The sequence below is a fragment of the Microcoleus sp. FACHB-68 genome, from assembly GCF_014695715.1.
GTDB lineage: Bacteria > Cyanobacteriota > Cyanobacteriia > Cyanobacteriales > Oscillatoriaceae > FACHB-68.
Genome location: NZ_JACJOT010000006.1, coordinates 644,295 through 658,396 on the forward strand (window position 1 = coordinate 644,295; position 14,102 = coordinate 658,396).

Genomic DNA, 14,102 nt, shown 5'->3' on the forward strand with positions numbered 1-14,102 from the left:
AAACACTAACAGTTAACCCATCTGCGTTTATCTGCGTGCATCTGCGGTTAAAAAAATCCCCTCCCAACCATCTGTGCCACCAACAGATAACCCATCTGCGTTTATCTGCGTGCATCTGCGGTTAAAAAAAATCCCCCTCCCCGAACCCGGAGAGGAGGCTACCGAACCAGATTCCTAAATCTCAGCCACAGCGCGTTCAATTAAGCGACGCGCCAAAGTTTGAGTGCCGGTGTGTTCGTAATAGTTGGTACTCACGTCGAGAAACGCACCGAGATAGTCCAACTTATCATTAGAAATTTCAACAAACCGTTGCAAATTGCTAACCACCTTGTCTGGCGTCAAACCGCGAGAAGAAACAAACCCACTCATCCAGCCGGTGACTGAATTAAAACTTTCGCCAATAAAGCCCAACTTGCTAGCAGAATTATTTCCTGGGATCAAATCATTAACATCCCGGAATGTCTGATTTTCTTCTAACTCCGCCGGCCTCATTCCAGAAATAGCCGATTGTGCTTGCAGGATAAAATCAGGGCCGAGAGGAACTAAACCATCAATGCAAACTAAAGCAGCCATCCGCATTAAAGACTCGCCACTGTAGTCAGCCAAGGATGCTACAAAATCTCCAATACTGTCGCCAGGAATACCGTTGATTTGACAAAAAGCCACCAATTCAACGACCAGCTTAATAGTCAGGTCAATCGCTTGCGCTTTATTTGCTTTCGGAGTGACTCGGTTTAACAAACCCAATAAGGGAATTTTTTCACCGACTTTATTAGCCAGCGCTGCTGCACCTAAAGCTCTATCCGTTCTGTCAACCGTTTGGTAAAGCCACATCGCCCGCTGATAGCCTTGTGACTTATCGTTGTAGAGAAAAATGGCACGTTCGCCAATTTGTTGAATCAAATCTTCGTCAGTTTCACCAGTCACTTTCCTGATGGTATTGGTAAAACCGACAACATTTTCCCACTGACCGGGCACGGCAAAATCGAGCGACTTTAGGACAAATGTCGTCATGTTGCTGGTTGGCAGTTCATCAACCAATTCAAAAATCGGTTTGCTCATTTTCAACTCCTTGTTTGGGTTTTGTAAGCGAAGTAAAGTCAGGGTTAGAAATGCGAGAAACTTGTTAGTTCAGTTAAACAACTGGCAACTAACCACTAACACCTAAAATTACTTGAGTCGGGAGAGTCCGCTGAGGTTAAATTTTTGCAGCCAAGCTTCGCGATCTTGCGGAGTAAAGGAGGCATCGCGGGATTGTACCTTGACTTGGTAGCGACCTCCAACCAGCAGGGCCGTGATGTTCTGCCCTTGGTTAACCGCAGGATAGCCGGCTATGGTTTTGCTGGGTTGCTGGAATTTCTGAGCGGCAGTGGGGTTATTGGCCAAGTCATTAATAGACAGCATGGCAACATTTTTGCCACCTTGGTTCAACTTATACTCAGCAAAGCCGGTTTTTTCCTGAGCCGGCACAGTGCTATAGCCACCGCTGCCTTTAGGGAAGAATTTGTTGAAGTTGCCACCTGTTACAGGTTTGCCGGCAACCGCCCCATCTTTGGGCTGCTGCGGGCGTTGCTGCTGCGTGCTGGTTTGTTGGGCCCCGTCCCAGCGAGAAGGCGCTTTGGCTTCAGCGCAAGCCGTCACAAACAGCAAAACAGACAGTAGCAAGGGCGCTAAAATTCTATGCAAACGAGAAAAAATCATCGCAGGCTCCTTTGATTCTGTTCTTTTAGATTGCTCCAATGTTGGAGTTTGGTTGCGAATCATACTGCTATCATTAAAGCGATTTTCCAGATGAGTGATCGGCTCTGCTCGTTAATCTCTCTCTCTAGAAGCATTCAACTGCTCTCAAACCGAGTGCCGGCCCACTTGAGCTAGGATTTTCTTAACTCTATTCGCCGCTCAGGGTTTGCCGATGCGATATCCCGCACATCTTCTAGTCTGTGCCTCTAGCTCTGAGCAACTCAGTTTCTGGCTTGGCAATTAAACGCCCCTAGAGCGTGCACGACACCGGCCATCGTGTCTGAGCCAGCGCTGATGCCGGCCCTATCTCCGTTAACCGGCAATTCTTTCAGAGTGCAGTTTTGTACATACACGTGATCTCAACCGGCACCGTTTAACTCCCAAATTACCACGTCTTCTTCAAATAACCGATTGCCTATTAATCACTACTGATTGTTAAGCATAAATAGATAAAAATTAATACAATTCGCACGCTTGCTGCCACAGAACCCAGAGGAGGCATGATAGTTGCAGCAGCATACTCAATCTCCCACTCCCCATATAGACTGAGTCAAGCACTTTCCCCGCCAACCGGGTATAGATTACAGACAATGCGTATTTTAATTTATTCCTACAACTACCACCCAGAGCCGATCGGCATCGCCCCCCTGATGACCGAACTGGCAGAAGGTTTAGTGGCGCGAGGCCATCAACTGCGCGTCGTCACCGGGATGCCCAACTATCCGGAACGCCGAATTTACCAAGGCTACCAAGGCCGGTGGTACATGACCGAACGCAGAAACAATGTCACCATCCAGCGCAGCACCCTATGGATTCGTGGGCCGCATCCTAACCTGCTTGACCGCATATTGCTGGATGCCAGCTTTGTCTGTACCAGCATGGTACACGCCCTCAAAAGTTGGCCGCCGGAAGTTATCTTAGCGACTGTGCCACCCCTGCCCATCGGCGTGCCGGCAAGTATGTTGGGTTGGATTCGCCAGTGTCCTGTCGTGCTTAATGTTCAAGACATTCTGCCCGAAGCCGCCGTCCATGTGGGTTTGCTCAAAAACAAAGCCATGATTGGCGTATTTGAATCCCTGGAAAAATTTGCCTACCACAACGCCCACACGATCAGCGTGATTGCTGATGGGTTTGTGGACAATTTGATCAGTAAGGGAGTGCCGGCCAGTAAAATTGTCAAAATTTCCAACTGGGTTGATGTGGATTTCATCCGCCCGATGCCGAAAGAAGACAACCCGTTCCGCGCCGCCCATCAGCTCAACAACAAATTTGTGGTGCTCTACTCCGGCAATATTGGCCTCACCCAAGGCTTAGAAACCGTTATTGAGGCATCCGTCCGCTTGCGCCACATTCCAGAGATTGCCTTTGTGATTGTGGGAGAACCCAGCGCTATCCATGAATTGCGCGATTATCGCAAAGCCTGTGGTGCGCCTCCTGTCTTGCTCTTGCCATTTCAAGACCGCGAACATTTGCCGGATCTGCTGGCTGGGGCTGATGTGGCGTTAGTTTTGCAAAAGCATAATGTGATTTCCTTCAATATGCCGTCCAAGATCCCCCTGCACCTTGCGAGTGGTCGTCCGATCGTGGCCTCGGTTCCCGCCACCGGCACCGCAGCAAAAGCTGTTAAGGAAAGCGGCGGCGGGATCGTCGTGCCTCCAGAAGACGCAGAGGCATTGGCAGCGGCCATTCTAGACTTGTACAAGCATCCCGATAAAGCTGAAGCACTGGGTCGTCAAGGCCGGCAGCACGCCATCGAGCATTATGGATTTGAGCAAGCTTTAGATCGCTATGAAGCGTTGTTTGAGGCGGTCAAAGCCAGTGCCGGCAAATAGGGAATCGGAGAGTGGGAGAAGGATGATTTGGCCACCTTTAGCATGAGCAACGCAATAGAGGCAGGCAGTTGAAGGTCAAATTGGCAACCAGCGTCCGAAGTTGTCAGGTTATTTCGGCCTTTGACCTTCACGGGAAAATCGGGTGCAACTCTATTGCAAATTCGTCGAAGCTGTGGCGAGCCGGTGGGAGGTGGGCCGGCAGAGAAAATACGTTAAAATACTTAAATTGCTGTTAGTTTTGGAAGCAGGGCAAACACTCTCCGAGAAATTTCGGCTAAAATGAAAGAAACATATACAAAAACCCTTTATTAACAGCTTTACCTTTGTCCTTGATGAGCTTAAGGAGTTATCCAATGTGATGCGAGATCGGGTTTTAGCCTGGTTAGCAGATAACGTTCCCCCGCCTCGCCTGAGACATATTCTGGGCGTGGAAGAAATGGCAGTTGAGCTAGCCGGTCATCACGGTCTTGATGCCGAAAAAGCAGCACAAGCCGGCTTAATGCACGATCTGGCGAAATATTTTAAGCCCCAGCAACTGTTGGGGATGGCGCGGGAAGAAGGATTGGAGATAGACTCAATCTTAGAAGCCAATCCGCATTTGCTCCATGCAGATGTTAGTGCCATTGTCGCCAGAGATCAGTTTGATGTGCGGGACCCGGAAGTCTTGCAGGCTATCCGCAACCACACATTAGGCCAGCCGGCGATGAGTTTGCTTTGTTGTGCGGTGTTTGTCGCTGATAGTTTAGAACCCAGTCGTGGGGACACGGCGGAATTGAACGCCATGCGGCAAGTGAGCCGGCAAAATCTCTATCAAGCAGTTTGGCGAACCAGCGATTATTCGCTAGGATTCTTGTTAGAAACCCGTCAGATGATTCACCCCCGAACCATACTGACCCGAAACTGGGCTTTGCAACTGAGCGCCCTTCAGGGGCAGACAGTCAAAAGCCTTGAAAATCGCTGCATTTCTGCATAATTTGTGTGGGGAAATCAGGCAGAATAGAATGTTTAAATCGCTCGGCCCGCTTTCACCGAATTATTTAGGGATGTTATTAACATCAACGATGAATTTACCACAGATACTGATTTTGGAGATTTAATGTCAGATTATTCCAAAGTCGATTTAGTCAACACCGGCACGCTCAACTCAGATACCAGTCGAGCCATTGCCATGACGGCTGCCCAAGCGGCAGATGACCGCAAGGGCGGAGATATTGTTTTGCTGGGAGTGGCAGAAGTGTCTTACCTGGCAGATTATTTTGTCATGGTCACCGGCTTTTCCCGGGTGCAGGTACGGGCAATTTCCCAGTCTGTTCAAGACAAGATAGAAATAGAGTGGCAGCGCCTTCCCTTGCGTGTTGAAGGGCAAGCAGAGGGCAGTTGGGTGCTGCTAGACTACGGCGATGTGATTGTTCACGTATTGATGGCGAAAGAACGGGAATTTTACAATCTAGAGGCTTTTTGGGGCCACGCCGAACGGATAGAATTTTCAGCAGCCGGCCTAGGGAGAGAGTAGCGCCATGAAGGATACTTCTGTGTCTGTATGTCCCGTCCCCGCCGAACAGCAACCGCTCAATGAGTATCAAGAACTAAAAGAGTCTTGGTTCTTTCGCTGGGGTATCAGCGATCTGCGGGGTTATTTAACGGGGATCGCCTGGGTATGGGGCATCAGTTGGGCAATTTCAGGGCCGGTAGCGGCATCCAGTTTTGTCCCAAAGAAGTATCTTGGCCAATTTCTCCTCAGCGGGGCAGCCGGTGCCAGTTTCATTTTGGCACTGGTGCTGCTGCGGCTGTATTTAGGCTGGTGGTATGTGCGAAATCGCCTGCTGAATTCTACCGTTGTGTATGAAGAGTCCGGGTGGTATGACGGTCAGTGCTGGGAAAAAAACCCGGAAATGCTGCTGCGAGACCGGCTGGTTGTCACCCACCAAATCCAACCGATTCTGGGCCGGCTCCATCGCACATTCGGCGTTTTGGCACTCGCAATCGTTGCCGGTAGCCTAACTTGGCAATTTTTAAGTTTTAAGTTTTGAATGAATTCTTAATTCTTGATTCTTAATTCTTAATTGATAATTTTCCTGTCCCCTCAAGTGATAAAGTCTAACCCATGACAATGGGAAAACGAACTCAAGCCGCACAACTGGAAGTCAGACTGTTGCGGGAAGGCATTATTGAATCGAAGCATCAAGTCCAGGCAGTCGTATGTGACAACCGGGGACGCGTTTTATCTGTGGCCGGCAATGCGGAAACTGCCGCCTTTGTCCGGTCGGCCCTCAAGCCGTTTCAAGCCCTAGCGGTGCTGACAACCGGCACCCTCGAACGCTTCGGCTTAACTGACAAAGACTTAGCGATTATCTGTAGCTCTCACAAAGGGACTATTGAGCAATCGCGGCAAGCTTTTAACATCCTCTGGCGGGCGGATGTTGATCCGTCAGCGCTGCAGTGCCCGGTTCCCGAAGGTAAACGCAGCCGGTTGGAATACAACTGCTCAGGCAAACACGCCGGAATGCTTGCAGTCAGCCGGCAGCGAAATTGGCCACTCACCTCTTATTTGCAGCGCAACCATCCAGTGCAGCAGCTAATTTTGACGAAAGTTGCCGAACTGCTGCGGATGCCGGCAGCCGAATTTATCGGCGCACGAGATGACTGCGGCGCACCCACTTATTTTATGCAACTGGCGCAAATGGCGTCCCTGTACGCTCAGTTGGCGTCTGGCAGCAGTTTGGATATGGAGCGCATTGTTCGCGCCATGACGCATCATCCAGTCATGGTGGCGGGAGAGGGCGAGTTTGATACCCAACTGATGCGCTTGAGTGAGGGAGAGTTGGTGAGTAAATCCGGCGCTGAAGGAATTCAGTGCATTGGCAGAGTGGGTGAAGGCATGGGTTTGGCGATTAAGGCGATGGACGGTGCCAAGCGGGCAAAATATGCCGTCGCGATTCACTTACTCAAGCAAATGGGTTGGATAACTCCTTCGATGGCGGAAACGCTTTCAGAGAGTTACATGAGTCTGAACGACTTTAAGCGTTTGGATGTGGTTGGGGAACTCTCTATGCTTTAGGTGTAGAAACTTTTGTTTTACCTGAGAGTAAGGGCATCGCATTCGGGAACTGATCACACCGAATATGATGCCCTTACTTCTTGGAAAGGTTAATTTTTTGGATTTATTAACCGCAGATAAACGCAGATAAACGCAGATGATAGCGCAGCGTGCCGTTAGGCATACGCAGATGAGTTTCGTAGGGTAGCGAAGTGTGTTCTCCGTTTCACTTTGCTTACCAAGCCGATCAATATAAATTCCTCATCAACCGGCACTTTAACTGCCTAAGAACTTAGCTGTTTGCGAAGCTCTAAGTAGCGGTAGAGATATTCACTGATGATGCCGTGCAAAAATAAGTCACGAGCCGCATTAAAAGGACTGTTAGGGGCAAGGGGATGACGATTTGCAATGACATGATGCCAGTCATAATCGTCTGTGAGCCTGCCAATGTAAACCCCGATATTTTCATCTAGCTGGAGCGACAAAACTGCTCTGGCAAATTCATCGCTGGTTAAACACAGCGAGTAAAACACTTTAAACAACTCAATGGCAGATTCTAAATCGAGAATCCTTAGCCAGCGCCGGCTCTGAAAGTCAATTTCTACAGTCACCGGCTCAATGCTGTCGTAGTTAATGCCCCGTTGTTTGACTTGCTGAAGCCACTGGGGGTTCACTCGCTCCGCCTCATTATAATCTAAAACAAAATTGTAGAGAATCAGGTCATGTTCTAGAAAGGCACTGTCTGCCAAATCGTCAACATTGCGAGGATAAAGGCTTGATTTTTCCAGCGTTGGATCAGGGCCATTATCAATGAGAAAATTGATAATATTAGAGCCGATACAGATGTGTCGCACAATTAGATAACACGCTGCCGGTGAGACAAAATTGTTGAGGAAAAACGCTGCGGATTTGTGCATCAACCCGTAAGCGTTAAATTGAAACGGCAGCAATCGCTTAACCGTCATAATTACCGCCAGCATCACATTTGCTAATAACTTAATCGGAATTAGCAAATAGTTGCGAGTCCAGCTTTGCAAATCCTGAATCATGTAAGCTTTTGCTACAGGATTCACCGGAATTGCGCCATCTAAATAAAGCGTGTCCCAAGTATTAGGATTTCTGCGATCACGGGGTTTAGGGGTGTAAATTTCTGTTGCTTGTGCAGTGGTTGTGAGTTCGGCATTTTGTTGACTCACAACCGCCTCATAATTCAAATTTTCCATTAGCGGATTTCCTCTAGTTGCAGCAAGTACAAACGAGCCGTTACTTGAGCCGTTTTCACAATGCGACGGGCAATCTCTTCCGTCATCCATTCTGCATTGATTAAAGCTTCCAGTTTACCAATATGCAATTCATCATTCGTGCCGTGATAAGCTAAGAAAGAAACTTGCTCATCTCGCAATCCCAAAGTTTGTTTAATCTGGACAGCCCATTGGCCGGCAAGCTGATTTCCCAAACCTTCGATAATAAACATACTCCCGATTAAATCTACCGGGTTGTCTCGCGATGCCTGATGGAAAATGAATGCAGAAAGCGCTTCACTTCCGATGTTTTTCTCAGCGTTCACAATTTCGTCTAAGGCACCTCCCACAGAGACATAATTGCGTTCAAGCATTTGATAGTCACGATGCTCGTCCTGTGCATGACCAATGAAGGTGGAACGTAAGCGGAAATCTATCATATTTGAAGCGGCACGAGCAATCCATCGTGCGCCTTCCACGACTTGAGGACGCAGGTTTCGCAACAGTGCTTTATAGTCTTCGATGGTGAATTCACCTCGATGCAATTTTCGCACCACCGGCACCGAACGAATTTGACGCTCAAATCCCAACCAAACCTGGGCTAACTCACGCAACAAATAAGCTTGCGGGGATTCTTCATTTCCGAGTTTGATGCTCTCTAATGGGGTAGTTTCAGAGAAATTGGCAGACATATCTGATTCTCCCTTGCCGCCTGCAAAAAGGGCAGTCGATGCCGCTTGTGATGTCACAGGCGCAACTCCCACCCCTGAAGACGCGTCAACCACACTTAACATCATATAAGCCGTTGTAAATCGCCCACTTTCTGGCACAAAGCAGAAGATTTTTTGACCGGCTTGCAACTTGCCAGAATGGAAAAGTTCTTCCAGCATTAAGTAAATAGAAGCACAGCCGGTGTTGCCTCGTGTGTAGAGATTTGTAAACCATTTTTCTTCGGGAATCATGCAGCCGGCTTTTTCAAGCAATTCAACAATTTGACCCCGGAAGAAATGCGAAGAGTAATGGCAGAGTAACCAGTCAATGTCTTCAGGACGAACACGGCCTAATTCTATTAACTTCAGCCAACCTTCAACGCCTAATTTAATGACCTTATCGAGTAAGCGAATATTCTGCCGTAAGTTGATCGCCCCTGCTGTTGCTGCTGCTACATAAGACGGATAATCCATCCAACTTTTTTTAGCAGTGGCATCTTCCACGCCGGCATACATACAAACTGGGTAAGCATTGGCGTGAGAAATTAATTCAATCCACTCAATTTTTAAACTAATTCCTGTTGCATTAGGATGATTTTGTATCAAAACCGCCCCGGCACCATCCGAAAGCATCCAACGCAAAAACTCGGTATCAAATGAAAGCGGCTGTCCTGATTTAATTGCCTCTTCCGCTTCAAAATTAGTGTGTTTAAACAAGCGAGACGCTAATTCAGACGCCACAGCAAAAGCTGCCCGTTTTGTCCCTAACTGAACTTGAGAAGTGGCATATTTTAAAGCAGCCACGCCGGCACAGCACACCCCTTGGCTAGAAAGCGTTTCCAAAGGAGAAAATTCAGGTAATTCTCCGTGTACCATGCTTGCAAATCCCGGCACCAATAAATCTGGCCAACTTGTGCCACAAGCCAGTAAATCAATTGCTGCCGGTTCTAGATCGATTTGAGAAAGGGCATCTCGCACCGCATAAGCAGCCATTTGACTGTTTAGATAGGTGGTATTTTGCTGGCTATCAAGTGCGTAATGGCGCTGCTGGATGCCATTGCTTTTGAGAATGCGGTTTTTAACCTTAGAAGGGCGTCCCCCAACTTTACCCAGATAGTCTTCCATTTGGTCATTACTAACTGGATTTCCAGGTAAAAATTTACCGATGCTGTTGATGTAAGCACTGTACATAGTAAATTATTTGGGTAAAGGTAAAGCAGTTTTTAGGAAATCATCTGAGTTAAATATTTTCCAGCGATTGGAAATGCTAAAATTCCGGAGTTATAGCTTTAATCGCTGATAAATAACCCAGTGAACATGATTTGAATGTAGAGAGCTAAGCCGTTAAAATTTAAAATCATGTGGCAGTTTTTCCAACTGGCACCCGTTAGACAAAGTAACAAATTGCTTAACCGGCTATTGAGAAATCTGCTAAAATCAGAGCAGAAACCTGAGTTTGATTGAGAAACAAGCTTTTTAATAAAAATTGAGAAATAGGGCTAAAAGTTACACCTTTACAGGACAATTAAAAAACTGTCATAGGGTCTTTAGCTTTGACACAGTCTCCAGGCAGAATCGGCAAAGTAAAAATAATAAAAAATTGTCGCCTGATGAGTGTAACTGTTATCCCTGATACCCATACAACCGGCAACCCGGAAAGCTTAACACTGCGCCAGGGTTTAGAAAAATATTACCGAGCTAATCCTAATTTTGTCCAAAATCAAGACCTTTGGGTGGGACGGATTCGCATTCCTTGGCGTGACTTGCAGCGTCATGATATTATGCACGTTGTCACCGGCTACAACACCGATTTAGATCAAGAATTGCGGCTAATAGGCTTTTTGCTCAGCGCCCTGACTTGGCGCAGACCCTGGTATTATTACGCTCAGAGTTTTCTTGTATTTCTAGAATTGCTTTGGCAGTCGGTGCGCGGGAAATCTTGGGGTTCTACTTATTACAATCCCCGGCAAGTCTGGCAATTTTACTGGCAAGGCGTTGCCCAAGGCGGCACAGTTAGTAAAAAGATTGATGCTTATATTGATGCGAATACCGTGATGGAGCGAGAGTTAAATTCTCTGCGGCAAGAGTATGGTATTCACAATGCCGGTGCTTGGGATTCGTAAACACAAAAATTCACTGATTACAAATAATTTAAACCCTAATAATTTTTAAACATAGCCGGCTGTAGGATACATTTTTCAGGCAGCAAACTGATATGTCTTCTGCATGATGTGAAGCCGGCATTACCTCGACTTATCCGGAGTGGCAACAAAGTAAGTTAACCGCCACCGCCACCACCGCCGCCACCGCCGCCGCCGCCACCGCCACCGCCACCGCCACCGCCGCCGCCGCCACCAGCGTCGCCACCATAGCCACCATAGTTACCATAGCTACCGTAGCTTTCTGAGGGTTGCGAAATCGTCTGGTGATACTCGCTATGGTAAGAGCAGTTTTGGCAGTGGTTTGTAACTCGTCGTCGTCCAGCTAAGTTTCTGGTTGGATAAAATAAAAGTTCGCTAGTGCGTTTTAACGTGAATGCTTTACATTGAGGGCAAAGACTCTCGCGAAGGTTACTGGCCCAAGCTCCAACAACTAAAACTATAAAGGGAACTGTCAAGAACCAATAGGTGAAGGAAAATGCCACAAGACTTCCTAAGAAGTTACCTTGTTGCCAGCGAGATTTAGAAAGGTTAAGAATCTTTGTGGGAAATGCGATTTTAACTTCTAACTCTTGTCCGGGCAAAAGTGGCTGAGCCGCAAAAAACTCAAACGTTCTGGGATTTATTTCACGAGTGATTGCCGGCACCCCAAAACTCCTGAAATAGTGAACCTTTCCTGAGAGAGACTCAGGTAACTTTACCTTAACTGTCGCAGTCTGGACAGGAGCTTTGCGATCAGCAAAAATTGCTTTCCAATAAACTAGAGTATTCTGACTATCAACCTGCAATCCACCAACGACCCGATATTTCACCACGAATGTATGGGTTTCAGGGGGATTTAATTCATGCTGCCAGCGAATCCAAAGCTTGTTATTCTCTTTGCCGGTTTGACTGAGAAGGGTTTTGCCGTTCTCTTCAACACTTATATCTCTGACTTCATCAACTCTATCTAGCGGTATATAACGATATCTTTCGGTTGTATAGGCAGTTTTGAAAACATATTTTTGTGTTTCTGTGACTAACATATCTCCGTTATTTTGGACATCGATATTGACGTTGATAAACTGCCAGTAAAACGGCGTATCTTGTGCAGTGGCATGGGCAATTCCTATCAAACCTGCAACCAATACACTAACTAATGGCAAAAAGAGTCGTTTAATTAATCGATAATTTTTCATGACTGTAACTCCATATCTACGAACTACCAATGCAGTTCAGAATGAATGCTACAATTCATTCACAAAAAGCCAGAAGGTTTTATGCAAAATTCATAACTTTTTTCGGGTTCGCCGGCTGAGCAGATACTTACTTCGCAAAAAGCCAAAAGGTTTTACGCAAATTCTGTAACTTTTTTCTGGCTCACCGGCTGAATGTAAAGTTTTGTTGCTTTATTCAGCGTTTTGCATAAAATTTTAGGACTGAGCCAGAAAGACAAGTAGAGCTTCACCATCGGGAGTTCTACTTCTGTTAGTTGTCAAATCGGCTTGATCAGCAAAAGGGAAGCGGAGAGTTTTCCCCTCTAGTCAGATTATGCTGACTCAACCTATATTATTTGCAAATAGCCGATAAGTTTTATACAATTAGCGTTTTGTCAGGGGCAAATGGATAAGGAATGGAGAGAAAACGTTCTAGCCGGCAAAGAGTTCGATGAGCGACTTCAACAGCTAGCAATCGCAGCTAAACAGCATCCACCTTTAAGTCCTCAAAGACAACTCGTTTTAAATAAACTGGTTAATAAAATTTTGCAAGCCAGCAGCCTTAGCCATCCCCAAAGCGGGTTATGGCCACCGAATCTTTATGAAGACCTTTATAACGAAGCTCTCCAGAAAACATTTCTTGAGATTTGTCAAAAAATTGATCGCTATAATCCAGAATATGCCGTAATGGCATGGTTTAATTATTTGCTGGGCAAGCGCTTCCAAGATGTTATCAAGGCATGGTACTCCAATCAGGGAAGACAAGAAAAAATCGTAATTTCCCTAGACGATCTAGACCACTTAGTTTCAAGAGAATTACCGCCGGCAGAAAAAATAGTATCTGAATCTGAGATGCTGCGGCAATTTCTTGAAGAAGATCCAGAAAATCTTTTAAAAACTGAGCATATTCGAGGGTATCCTCAAGCAACTTTTCAATATATCGCGCTCGCTAGATTTGCCCTAGAAAAAACCTGGGAAGAAATTTCTATTGAATTGAACGATCTGTCAATTCAGACGCTTTGTAGTTTTTTTCATCGGCGATTGCACAAATTAATGCCTTATTTCCAGAAGTATTTACAGTGAAGTTTAGATTGAACAGGCGGAAGCATAAACAATGAATCGGACAACTGAAAGTTCCTTAACATTTACAGTATCGCTATCTTTTGAGGCTCATTTACTTGCCGAACAACATTGCCGGCAGCACGCACAACCTCAGAAATCTAAACAAGTTTATCTCAACGCCTTGGCAATATATGCAGTAGATTTTTACTGTCAGTGCATGGGATATGAAACGGATGGAGAAACGAGCGACAGTCACAATCCATTAATGCAGAAATTTATGGATGTGGCAGATTTGAATGTCAAACGGTTAGGAAAATTAGAGTGTCGTCCAGTTTTGCCAAATGCCGAAGTTCTTCAAGTGCCGGCGGAGGCTTGGAATGACCGAATTGGCTATGTAGCCGTGCAGCTAAATCAATCGCTTAAACAAGCTATCCTGCTTGGATTTGCCCCAAGCGTAGCAGAGAAACAAGGAATCATACCGTTGCGTGAGTTGCACTCGCTTTCCGACTTCCCTCGCTACCTCTCAGAATTTTCTCAAGTCCCTAAAGAATCATCATTCCAACTCGTGAATTTGAGAAATTGGCTAGCGGGTACTTTTGAAACGGGTTGGCAGACGATTGATAAACGGTTCGAGTTAAAAGAAGTCAGCCTAGCTTCGGCATTTCGCTGCAGAACTTTAAAATTGCGCGGCAAAACCAAAGAAGAGTTAATCGAAATTGTGCAAACAACCGAGGATGAAGAAATTCGCTGGGAAGCTGCGGAACTCCTATGGGAAATTGATCCAAACAATCCTGCAAGTGGAGTGAGAAAAGTAGCCGATCTAGGCTTTCAGTTGGCGGCGCGTGCGGTTGCCCTAATGGTTGGCGTTTTACCCAAGCCGGATCGCAGTTTGGCAATTGTCTTACGAGTGTATCCGATGGCAAGTCAAAGCTATCTACCGGCAGCTTTACAACTGATTGGACTCGATGAAGCCGGCACTTCTTTTTTTGAAGTTCAAGCCAGAGAACAAGATAACTACATTCAGTTTAAGTTTACCGCCGATCCTGGAGATCGATTTAGTGTCAAAGTTGCTCTAGACGGCATTAGCATCACAGAGCATTTTATAATCTAAAAATCTTGACAATT

Annotated in this window: 13 protein-coding genes; 8 read left to right on the forward strand and 5 right to left on the reverse strand. The window is 46.4% G+C overall.

The genetic code is table 11. The features are described 5' to 3' along the window. Window positions 1–174 precede the first annotated feature (174 nt). Window positions 175–1,062 (reverse strand): hypothetical protein, encoded by an 888-nt coding sequence (locus H6F73_RS07195; protein WP_190758082.1) that lies wholly within the window; start codon window positions 1,060–1,062, stop codon window positions 175–177. A gap of 108 nt (window positions 1,063–1,170) precedes the next feature. Next, complete coding sequence (locus tag H6F73_RS07200; protein ID WP_190758083.1) at window positions 1,171–1,701, reverse strand: hypothetical protein; 531 nt, start codon at window positions 1,699–1,701, stop codon at window positions 1,171–1,173. Window positions 1,702–2,330: 629 nt separating this feature from the next. On the opposite strand from H6F73_RS07200, the gene H6F73_RS07205 reads away from it, so the two are divergent. The 5 genes from H6F73_RS07205 (at window position 2,331) to H6F73_RS07225 (ending at window position 6,630) form a co-directional block, all read left to right on the forward strand. Further along, window positions 2,331–3,572: a glycosyltransferase family 4 protein gene (locus H6F73_RS07205; protein ID WP_190758084.1), complete on the forward strand. Its 1,242-nt coding sequence runs from the start codon at window positions 2,331–2,333 to the stop codon at window positions 3,570–3,572. A 358-nt stretch (window positions 3,573–3,930) separates the two neighbouring features. After that, a complete protein-coding gene (yqeK, locus tag H6F73_RS07210; RefSeq protein ID WP_190758085.1) occupies window positions 3,931–4,545 on the forward strand; it encodes a bis(5'-nucleosyl)-tetraphosphatase (symmetrical) YqeK in 615 nt (204 codons plus the stop codon). Between the two features lie 123 nt (window positions 4,546–4,668). Then, complete coding sequence (gene rsfS / locus H6F73_RS07215) at window positions 4,669–5,085, forward strand: ribosome silencing factor (protein ID WP_190758086.1); 417 nt, start codon at window positions 4,669–4,671, stop codon at window positions 5,083–5,085. A 4-nt stretch (window positions 5,086–5,089) separates the two neighbouring features. Then, window positions 5,090–5,602 (forward strand): CGLD27 family protein, encoded by a 513-nt coding sequence (locus tag H6F73_RS07220; protein ID WP_190758087.1) that lies wholly within the window; start codon window positions 5,090–5,092, stop codon window positions 5,600–5,602. A 74-nt stretch (window positions 5,603–5,676) separates the two neighbouring features. Further along, the gene (locus tag H6F73_RS07225; RefSeq protein WP_190758088.1) at window positions 5,677–6,630 is read left to right on the forward strand and encodes an asparaginase; all 954 of its coding nucleotides are present in this window, start codon (window positions 5,677–5,679) and stop codon (window positions 6,628–6,630) included. A 263-nt stretch (window positions 6,631–6,893) separates the two neighbouring features. On the opposite strand, the gene H6F73_RS07230 is transcribed toward H6F73_RS07225, so the two are convergent. Together H6F73_RS07230 and H6F73_RS07235 are read right to left on the reverse strand one after the other, a co-directional pair. Then, window positions 6,894–7,832 (reverse strand): hypothetical protein, encoded by a 939-nt coding sequence (locus H6F73_RS07230; RefSeq protein WP_242072360.1) that lies wholly within the window; start codon window positions 7,830–7,832, stop codon window positions 6,894–6,896. Next, window positions 7,832–9,751 carry a 3-oxoacyl-[acyl-carrier-protein] synthase III C-terminal domain-containing protein gene (locus H6F73_RS07235; protein ID WP_190758089.1) on the reverse strand — a complete coding sequence of 640 codons (1,920 nt, stop codon included), beginning with the start codon at window positions 9,749–9,751 and terminating at the stop codon, window positions 7,832–7,834. The genes H6F73_RS07230 and H6F73_RS07235 overlap by 1 nt, the downstream gene beginning before the upstream one ends. Window positions 9,752–10,170: 419 nt before the next feature. Between H6F73_RS07235 and H6F73_RS07240 the strand changes: the two genes are divergently transcribed. Further along, complete coding sequence (locus tag H6F73_RS07240) at window positions 10,171–10,683, forward strand: hypothetical protein (protein WP_190758090.1); 513 nt, start codon at window positions 10,171–10,173, stop codon at window positions 10,681–10,683. A 155-nt stretch (window positions 10,684–10,838) separates the two neighbouring features. Here the strand turns inward: H6F73_RS07240 and H6F73_RS26915 are convergent, their stop codons facing one another. Continuing rightward, window positions 10,839–11,897 carry a DUF2207 domain-containing protein gene (locus H6F73_RS26915; RefSeq protein ID WP_190758091.1) on the reverse strand — a complete coding sequence of 353 codons (1,059 nt, stop codon included), beginning with the start codon at window positions 11,895–11,897 and terminating at the stop codon, window positions 10,839–10,841. Between the two features lie 423 nt (window positions 11,898–12,320). On the opposite strand from H6F73_RS26915, the gene H6F73_RS07250 reads away from it, so the two are divergent. Together H6F73_RS07250 and H6F73_RS07255 are read left to right on the forward strand one after the other, a co-directional pair. Further along, on the forward strand, window positions 12,321–12,998 hold the full coding sequence (locus H6F73_RS07250; protein ID WP_190758092.1) for a sigma-70 family RNA polymerase sigma factor: 678 nt from the start codon (window positions 12,321–12,323) through the stop codon (window positions 12,996–12,998). 31 nt (window positions 12,999–13,029) lie between these two features. Further along, on the forward strand, window positions 13,030–14,088 hold the full coding sequence (locus H6F73_RS07255; protein WP_190758093.1) for a DUF1822 family protein: 1,059 nt from the start codon (window positions 13,030–13,032) through the stop codon (window positions 14,086–14,088). The last annotated feature ends 14 nt before the right edge of the window (window positions 14,089–14,102 follow it).

Excerpts from the sequence above, each read along its gene's own strand:
- H6F73_RS26915 (WP_190758091.1), bottom strand. The coding sequence starts at position 11,897 with ATGAAAAATTATCGATTAATTAAACGACTCTTTTTGCCATTAGTTAGT.
- H6F73_RS07255 (WP_190758093.1), top strand. The coding sequence starts at position 13,030 with ATGAATCGGACAACTGAAAGTTCCTTAACATTTACAGTATCGCTATCT.
- H6F73_RS07230 (WP_242072360.1), bottom strand. The coding sequence starts at position 7,832 with ATGGAAAATTTGAATTATGAGGCGGTTGTGAGTCAACAAAATGCCGAA.
- H6F73_RS07240 (WP_190758090.1), top strand. The coding sequence starts at position 10,171 with ATGAGTGTAACTGTTATCCCTGATACCCATACAACCGGCAACCCGGAA.
- H6F73_RS07195 (WP_190758082.1), bottom strand. The coding sequence starts at position 1,062 with ATGAGCAAACCGATTTTTGAATTGGTTGATGAACTGCCAACCAGCAAC.
- H6F73_RS07200 (WP_190758083.1), bottom strand. The coding sequence starts at position 1,701 with ATGATTTTTTCTCGTTTGCATAGAATTTTAGCGCCCTTGCTACTGTCT.
- yqeK (WP_190758085.1), top strand. The coding sequence starts at position 3,931 with ATGCGAGATCGGGTTTTAGCCTGGTTAGCAGATAACGTTCCCCCGCCT.
- H6F73_RS07235 (WP_190758089.1), bottom strand. The coding sequence starts at position 9,751 with ATGTACAGTGCTTACATCAACAGCATCGGTAAATTTTTACCTGGAAAT.
- H6F73_RS07250 (WP_190758092.1), top strand. The coding sequence starts at position 12,321 with ATGGATAAGGAATGGAGAGAAAACGTTCTAGCCGGCAAAGAGTTCGAT.
- H6F73_RS07205 (WP_190758084.1), top strand. The coding sequence starts at position 2,331 with ATGCGTATTTTAATTTATTCCTACAACTACCACCCAGAGCCGATCGGC.
- H6F73_RS07225 (WP_190758088.1), top strand. The coding sequence starts at position 5,677 with ATGACAATGGGAAAACGAACTCAAGCCGCACAACTGGAAGTCAGACTG.
- rsfS (WP_190758086.1), top strand. The coding sequence starts at position 4,669 with ATGTCAGATTATTCCAAAGTCGATTTAGTCAACACCGGCACGCTCAAC.
- H6F73_RS07220 (WP_190758087.1), top strand. The coding sequence starts at position 5,090 with ATGAAGGATACTTCTGTGTCTGTATGTCCCGTCCCCGCCGAACAGCAA.